This is a genomic window from Paenibacillus sp. E194, from assembly GCF_000935845.1.
Taxonomy (GTDB): domain Bacteria; phylum Bacillota; class Bacilli; order Paenibacillales; family Paenibacillaceae; genus Paenibacillus_B; species Paenibacillus_B alvei_B.
In genome coordinates this window covers 1-7691 of record NZ_JMDX01000253.1, presented here as the reverse complement: position 1 = coordinate 7691, position 7691 = coordinate 1, and the positions used below count along the sequence as shown (strand labels likewise).

Below are 7691 nucleotides of genomic sequence, written 5' to 3'. Positions count from 1 at the left end.
TATGCAGTACAGGTTGAGCAGTTGTCCCACACGTATATGAACGGGAACGCCATTCCAGCAAGCAGCACTTCACGATGTATACTTTCATGCTAAGCCAGGGGAATGCGTGGCAATCATCGGACATACGGGTTCAGGCAAGTCGACGCTCATCCAGCATCTGAATGGCTTACTGCTTCCCCAGACCGGGAAAGTCAACGTGCTTGGCCATGAATTGTCCGAATCGAAGCGTTCACTGTCCGAAATACGGAGGCAAGTTGTGGTTCTGTTCCAGCAGCCAGAGGATCAATTGTTCGAGAAATATGTAGCTGACGATATCGCATACGGTCCGCTTCAATTTGGATTGCCGAAGAAGGAGGTAATCCAACGAGTGCGACATGCGATGGACTTCGTCGGACTGCCGTTCGAAACGATGAGGAACCGACCTATCTTTGCGCTCAGCGGTGGACAGAAACGCAAGGTTGCACTTGCAGGACTGTTAGCTCTGGATCCGCAAGTCATTGTGCTTGATGAGCCGACAGCGGGGCTTGATCCGACGTCACGTCACGAATTGCTGTATAAAATCAAGCGATTGTCGCGTGATGAGGGGAGAACCATCATATTTGTCACCCACAGTATGGAAGAAGTGGCCCTGCTCGCAGATCGAGTGTATGTACTGGCGGATGGGAGCAATGTCGCTGACGGAACGACACGTGAAATCTTTGCTAATCGGGAGCTCATTCATCGCTATCGCATTGGAACGCCCCAAAGTGTGGAGCTCGTTCATACGTTGATTGCGAACGGATATGACATAAACAGCAGTACGTTCGGGGTTGAGGAAACGGTAGCGGAAGTAAGTAAATTGCTTCGTCAGGAGGTGGGGTAGAACGATGGCAGAAGCATTTGATTCGGCGCGGCATATTACGATAGGGCAGTACATGCCGGGACGCTCACTCATCCATCAATGGGATTCACGGTATAAGCTGGCGGCGTTCACCTTATATATTGGTGCTGTTGCCTTCTGTCAATCTTATGCAGGTAATATAGCTGGTCTCGCAATAAGTCTATTCATCGTCTTCCTTGCGCGCATTCCAATCGGATATGCCTTGAAGGGATTGAAGCCTGCGCTTCCTTTTCTCCTTATTCTGGCCCTCCTTCAATTATTGTTCAACGGCAAAGTGTATGCGAATGGTCAGGTGTACTGGCATTATGGATTCATCTGGCTGACAGAAGGCGGGGTACGGCTTGTCATTGTATCCACGATGCGGTTCGTAGATATGATGCTCCTCGTGAGTGTACTGACATTGACCACCACTACAACTCAGCTTGCACGGGCCATGCACAGCTTATTGCGCCCGCTGGAGAAGATGAAGGTTCCTGTGCATGCCTTCTGCATGATGATTACGATTGCCCTTCGCTTCGTCCCAACGTTCGCGCTGGAGATGGATAAGATTCGCAAGGCGCAGGCTGCTCGCGGCGCATCCTTCGGTACGATCCCATGGTGGCGGATCATGAAGCGAACACAATCGGTATTCCCTCTCATCATTCCGTTATTTCAATTAGCCCTTCAACGTGCGGAGCAATTAATTGCAGCAATGGAGTCGCGAGGATACCGATCGCATGGCAGAACCTCGTTCCGTTCGTTTGAAGCGAGAACTCCTGATGTGATGCTGCTGTTTGTGGCGGTAGGAGCAGCCTATCTGTTGATTTGGCTGTAATGGAATGGACGATGAAGTGCCTCACATCCCCTTAACACAGATGAACATGGAGGAACCCCTATGAATTCAAATCCAGGTATTCGCAAAATTGTAATTGCCGGTGTTCTCGGCTCTATTGCCATCCTGCTTGGCGTTACCCAATTAGGTTTTATACCTGTTCCGACCGCAGCGGGAACGGTAACGATTGTACATATCCCTGTCATCGTTGGAGCCATATTGGAGGGATGGGGAGTCGGCACGGCCATCGGTCTGATTTTTGGCGTCACGTCTTTACTGGAGTCTACCATTCCATTATTTAAAGATCCGCTTGTCGCGATCGTTCCGCGCTTGTTCATTGGTCTATTTGCTTATTTGATCTATGCTGCGCTAAAGCGAAAAAACGAGTACATTGCCATCGGTGCGGCGGGGTTTATAGGCTCTATAACAAACACGGTACTCGTACTGACGGCGGCTGTGCTTCGCAACTACTTGTCCTTAGAAGTGGCGATTAGTGTGGGGCTTACCAACGGAATTCCGGAAGCGATTGTCTCCGTCATTATTACAACTGCTGTCGTTGCTGGATGGAAGAAGCTCACGCCGAATCGGAAGCAGAAGGCGAAGCTGCTGAGCGGGGAGGTGGAAGGATAATGCACGGGCAGATTACAGATGTACCTGGTACATTAGTTGGCCAAGCGCATGATGAGGAAGGAATGACTGGATGCACGGTGGTGATCTGGGAAGAAGGCGCGGTATGCAGCGTTGATGTGCGAGGCTCTGCACCAGGAACCCGAGAGACCGATCTGCTTCAGCCCACCAATCTCGTGGATCGCATACATGGCATCGTATTGAGTGGTGGTGGGAGTTTCGGTCTCGATGCGGCATCTGGTGTATCAGACTATTTGGTGGAGAGAAATATCGGATTCGATGTAGGTTACGGGATTGTTCCGATCGTCCCAGCGGCTGTTCTATTTGATTTGTCTGTAGGCAGTCCGAATGCTCGGCCAGATCGCGATATGGGGTACGCAGCAGCAGCTGATGCGTCATCGGGGGATGTTGCCGAAGGCAATGTTGGCGCGGGATGCGGAGCCTCTGTAGGCAAGATCGGTGGATTCGAGCGTGCGATGAAGGGAGGTATTGGAACGGCTTCGATCAAGCTGCCAAATGGGTTGGTTGTAGGAGCGATCGTAGCGGTGAATGCGCTTGGGGAAATTCGAGATCCAGACACTAGAGAACTGCTTGCGGGGCCGCTCAGTGATGAAGGTGAACTTCAAGATGGTGCAAGCCTGCATTGGCTGAAGGAGAAGCCATTTTCATTTACAGGGACAAATACAACATTAGCCATCGTAGCCACCAATGCGGGGCTGACGAAGACGGAGTTGAAGAAGGTAGCAGAAATGACACATGATGGGTTCGCGAGAGCGATCTATCCGGTTCATACGATGTACGATGGAGATATTGCTTTCGCTGCCTCCACAGGCTCAATCGAGGCCACAGTGGATCTCGTCGGAACACTTGCTGCAGATGTGGTTGCGGAAGCCATTGCAAGGGGAGTGCGCACGGCTGCTCGTGCTGGGGGATTATTGGCTTACAGAGATTTGGCTTGCGGAGATGTGAATCCGGCTGCCCATAAGAATAAGCAGAAGGAAACTTATTATGGGGAGGCGACGTTGCAATGAGCACAGCCCATACAACCACAGCCCAAACAACCCCCACAAGACTCGCTGTCATCGTCGAAAGAGATGTACCGATTCCAATGCGTGACGGGGTGATTTTGTACGCCGATATTTATCGTCCCGAAACAGGGATTCACCCAGTGCTTCTATTACGCACCCCGTACAATAAGGAAGATGCACAGACGATGAATTATGCGCATCCATCTTGGTATGCACAGCATGGGTATGTGGTGATTGTCCAAGATGTACGAGGAAGATGGAAGTCGGAAGGTGAGTTTGAGCCTTACCGCAACGAAGCTTGGGATGGCTATGACACGATTGAATGGGCAGCAGCCTTGCCCGATGTGATCCCGAAGGTAGGCACGTACGGATTTTCTTATGCGGGAGCGGCTCAGTGGCATGCAGCAACTACACGACCTCCGCACTTGGCTTGTTTAACGCCCGCGATGACTGGATCGGACGCCTATCAGGGCGGTGTGTACCGCAATGGGGCATTTGCCCTCGCTTGCAATCAGTCGTGGATCATGTTCCTTACACAGAACACGGCTAGACGACATGGACGTCCCGAATGGGAGCGGGAGCTGGCGCGTGGGGGATCTGTCATACACGGCTTGTACAACACGCTGCCGCTTCGGGATATGCCGCTCATGAATGGTGAGTTTGCACCGTTCTATCAGGATTGGCTGCAGCATCCGACTCGAGATGACTACTGGAGAGCACTGTCCATCGAAGAGCGATATGACCGCATTGAAGTACCCGTCCTGCATATCGGTGGTTGGTATGATCCGTTTGTAGATGGAACCATTCGCAATTACGAAGGAGTTCGGCAGCAGGGGGCGAATGAAGAGGCGAGGAAGAACCAATACTTGCGAATCACGCCGTGGTATCACATGCCGTGGTCGCGATATGTCAGTGAGCTTGACTTCGGCATTAAGGCTTCGAATCGAGTGAATGAGTGGCAATTGGCATGGTTTGACCGGTGGCTGAAGGGGGATGAGCATGCACTGCAATCGTGGAACAAGATCAGCTATTTTGAGATGGGATCGAATCAGTGGAAGCATACTCAGACTTGGCCGCCCCCTCAGGTGGAGTTAACAAAATATTATTTGCATGGAGATCGGGCCAACTCCATAAATGGAGACGGTCGATTGTCGCAAGGCTCGCCGCCTGATGACCCGCTGCTTATAGATACATACATCTATGATCCGCTCATTCCGGTTCCTGCGCTTGGAGGACGATCGGGTGCAGTGCCCGACCTGACCCCGATGGGGCCGAAGCTGCAGCTAGCGAATGAAGTGCGCAATGATGTGCTTGTCTATACGACAGAGCCTCTCGATAGACCAGTGACCGTTGCTGGGGAAGTTGTTGCTAGGGTGTATGCGGCGACGACAGCGGTCAATACCGACTTCGTTGCTAAATTGATTGATGTCTATCCAGATGGAAGGGCGTATAACATTGTCGAAGGCATTGTACGTACAGATTTTCGACACTCGTTGGAGCATCCAGAGCCAGTAGTTCCTGGAGAGGTGGTTGCTTATGACATTTCCCTCGGACCAACCGCTATCGTTTTTCAACAAGGACATGCGATTCGGTTAGAAATTACGAGCTCCTTGTTCCCAACGTACGATCGGAACCCAAACAGTATGATCCCGCCTGGGATGTGACGATATCTGATCTAGCACTTGCGACTCAGACCGTGTATCGTTACGACGCTTTCCCCTCACATCTCCTTTTGCCGATCGTATCCGTACCATCTTTATAAGAGAGCAGCGTTAAATCAATCAAATTAACTTATTCTACGTAGTAATAAGAAGTAATGAGAGGGTTCCCCTACATTTCTTTTTGATATTGTGATTCAATACAAGGAATTCATGTCAAAAGAAAGAATACTGTAATAGTTCTTTCATGCTAGTTCCATGGAACTGGTCAGTGTGTAAAGAGCAGATACTTGTAGGTGGGGGAGTTGTTTGGATGAATAGCACATCACGGCGCAGGCTTGGTCTACTCGTAGCGTTAATCGTATTATGGGGCAGCGTACTCGGTAACCAGAGCTCAGGGTCTGCAGCAGCGGCACAGATAGACTGGAAGCGGGTGCAGTTGAGATCGAGCGATTTTCATGACATTGTACGCAGTGGAAAGGGCAACCTGGTCGCTGTAGGCGATGATAGTACGATCGCATATAGCGATAGCGGTGAGAATTGGAACTATACCCCCTCTCCAGTTATTGCGAATCTACGAGCGATTGCGGCGAACGGGAAGCGCTATGTGGCAGTGGGCGACAGAGGGGCAGTTATTACGTCAACGAATGGCAAGCAATGGACAGCAGGCAAGATCAAGTTGGATTATACGGTTGGCGACTTCCGCGGCCAAAACGGTAGAAGCAGCAAGGATCGGGCAGCGATGAAGGTCAAGTATACGCAGAAAGATGTCGCGCTGACAAGTGTGGTCTGGGACGGAAGCAAGTTCCTTGCGTACGGGATCATGAGTGTGAAAGTTGAGGAAATGTCCTATCCTGTTCCTGTACTTATCGTCTCCCAAGATGGGGCATCTTGGTCCATGTATCCGGTATGGAAGTCGGAATTGATCGGAGGATTGGAGTCAGGAAAGCTCTTCGTGCATAAGGGAAACGCGTTCATTTTGCAAGATCAATACGTCGCGTATTCATCTGACTATAAGAAATGGAATGTGCAGAAGTCCGGCATAGGGGTAACGGTTCATAAAATTGCGACGAATGGCACCAGACTGGTGGCCGTCGGATGGGATGGAAGGCTGCAGGGCAGTGACGTGAAGCAACCGAGAATGACAGGGATTATTTACACCTCAACAGATGGACTTCATTGGCAGGAGTTGAACCGAGACCCTAATGCAAAAGGCAACTCTGCTGCGGGTAAGCTTGATCTTGGCAGGTTGTCTGTTGGCGCAGTAAGCTGGGATGGCAGTCGATTTATTGCAGGGATCGAAAAGGGCAGGTTTGCCCAATCAACGGATGGTCTAGGATGGACATTTGTGGATACGAATCAGCAAGCAGAATCAGATGCAAGTGCCAGTCCCTATTTTAAACAGAAATATGGTGGCATGCTTGCGAATAGTAACGGACTGTATGCAGATCAAGAACGTGTGGTCACAGTAGGAAGTCTGGGTACTATTCGAACCTCCCTGCCAGATATGCGGGAATGGAAGATAGTTGCTGAAGGAAAAGTCAGGAATCTCAGTTCTGTAAAGGCATCGGGAAGCCGCATTGTCGCATTTGGAGAAGGTGTCATTGTGGAATCGCGGGATGGTGGAGTGAATTGGGATGTACATAACCCGAAAGAGCTTGAGCGAGCTTATTTTTATTCAACTGCTGCTGTGCAGAATGTATTCGCGGTACGAGGAATTGATAATGTCGATGGAAAGTTGGAGTCGTTCATCTATTCCTCCAATCAGCATGGTGTGTGGACAATGCATCCAGGGAGTGAGTTTTCGAGCAAGCCTCGAGAAGTGTACGTATCGGATAAGCAGCTTGTAGTTAAGCTGTTGGAAGGAACCGCTGTATCAACAGATGGATCAACATGGTCGACTAAATCAGTACCGACTCCATATGTGGAACAACTCGCGAGCAATGGACGAATTGCAATCGGTAGACAGGTTGATGCAGAGAGCTTCAGCAATGTTCTTATGATCTATAATGGCTCCAAATGGACAGCTAGCAAGCATACTGCAAATGTTGTACGGGGGGCCGTATGGGATGGCCGCCAGTTCATTGCGATTGCAGACAGTCAGATCATCACATCGAAAAACGGGGCTGATTGGAAATCGACTTCCAATTCGTATGGAATGAATGCAATTGCTTATGGAGGTGGCAAAATTCTCATTGCCTGTGATAAAGGAACACTGCTGGAATCCACGGATGGCGTGCGCTGGGAAGAGAGAGCGGTTTCCACTGCAGTGGATCTCACCGACATTGTATGGGACAGTAACGGAAAGAAGTTCATTGTATCGGGCAAGGGCGGAACTATTTTGGTGGGTTCTCCGAAATAGGATACAAGGTTCAGAGAAGGCCGCGTTCACGATTGTTGAACGCGGTCTTTGTTTGTTTATCCTCGGTTTGTGCTTAATTTATGAAGCTTCATATCACTAATGCGGTCACAGGGTGGTGTCACAAGGGTTAAACTTCAAGTATCGGCATATATGCTTATTGCCTTCTGTTGCTCATACATATAGAAATAGGGTTCTTTTGTAGGTAAGGAATCGATGTTTGATCTACGAGGGGAGAGGGGAACGGCTATGAATCAGGAGATGAACGGGGGAGTTGCGGCAGGGAGCCAGTCATCTTATGCCAACAGACACAGTATGCATACGATGG

6 protein-coding genes are annotated in these 7691 nt (G+C 50.1%); all 6 read left to right on the top strand.

Going from position 1 to position 7691, the window contains the following annotated elements; all coding sequences use genetic code 11:
• The first annotated feature begins 106 nt into the window (after positions 1 to 106).
• The 6 genes from AZ66_RS24210 to AZ66_RS24185 all read left to right on the top strand — a co-directional run bounded on the left by AZ66_RS24210 (position 107) and on the right by AZ66_RS24185 (position 7366).
• Entirely contained in the window at positions 107 to 862 is a 756-nt protein-coding gene (locus tag AZ66_RS24210) for an ATP-binding cassette domain-containing protein (protein ID WP_231587026.1), read from the top strand.
• Between the two features lie 4 nt (positions 863 to 866).
• Positions 867 to 1694, top strand: coding sequence for an energy-coupling factor transporter transmembrane component T family protein (locus AZ66_RS24205; RefSeq protein ID WP_044357209.1), 828 nt, complete (start codon positions 867 to 869; stop codon positions 1692 to 1694).
• A gap of 60 nt (positions 1695 to 1754) precedes the next feature.
• Complete coding sequence (locus AZ66_RS24200) at positions 1755 to 2321, top strand: ECF transporter S component (RefSeq protein WP_044357208.1); 567 nt, start codon at positions 1755 to 1757, stop codon at positions 2319 to 2321.
• Positions 2321 to 3349, top strand: a complete 1029-nt coding sequence (locus tag AZ66_RS24195) for a P1 family peptidase (RefSeq protein WP_082061710.1) — start codon at positions 2321 to 2323, stop codon at positions 3347 to 3349. The genes AZ66_RS24200 and AZ66_RS24195 overlap by 1 nt, the downstream gene beginning before the upstream one ends.
• Positions 3346 to 5010, top strand: a complete 1665-nt coding sequence (locus AZ66_RS24190; protein ID WP_052648829.1) for a CocE/NonD family hydrolase — start codon at positions 3346 to 3348, stop codon at positions 5008 to 5010. The genes AZ66_RS24195 and AZ66_RS24190 overlap by 4 nt, the downstream gene beginning before the upstream one ends.
• Before the next feature lie 307 nt (positions 5011 to 5317).
• Positions 5318 to 7366 (top strand): hypothetical protein, encoded by a 2049-nt coding sequence (locus tag AZ66_RS24185; RefSeq protein WP_044357207.1) that lies wholly within the window; start codon positions 5318 to 5320, stop codon positions 7364 to 7366.
• Positions 7367 to 7691 lie beyond the last annotated feature (325 nt).

What these genes read in the sequence shown, in the direction of transcription:
- AZ66_RS24205 (WP_044357209.1), top strand. Translation starts at nt 867, where the DNA reads ATGGCAGAAGCATTTGATTCGGCGCGGCATATTACGATAGGGCAGTAC.
- AZ66_RS24200 (WP_044357208.1), top strand. Translation starts at nt 1,755, where the DNA reads ATGAATTCAAATCCAGGTATTCGCAAAATTGTAATTGCCGGTGTTCTC.
- AZ66_RS24195 (WP_082061710.1), top strand. Translation starts at nt 2,321, where the DNA reads ATGCACGGGCAGATTACAGATGTACCTGGTACATTAGTTGGCCAAGCG.
- AZ66_RS24190 (WP_052648829.1), top strand. Translation starts at nt 3,346, where the DNA reads ATGAGCACAGCCCATACAACCACAGCCCAAACAACCCCCACAAGACTC.
- AZ66_RS24185 (WP_044357207.1), top strand. Translation starts at nt 5,318, where the DNA reads ATGAATAGCACATCACGGCGCAGGCTTGGTCTACTCGTAGCGTTAATC.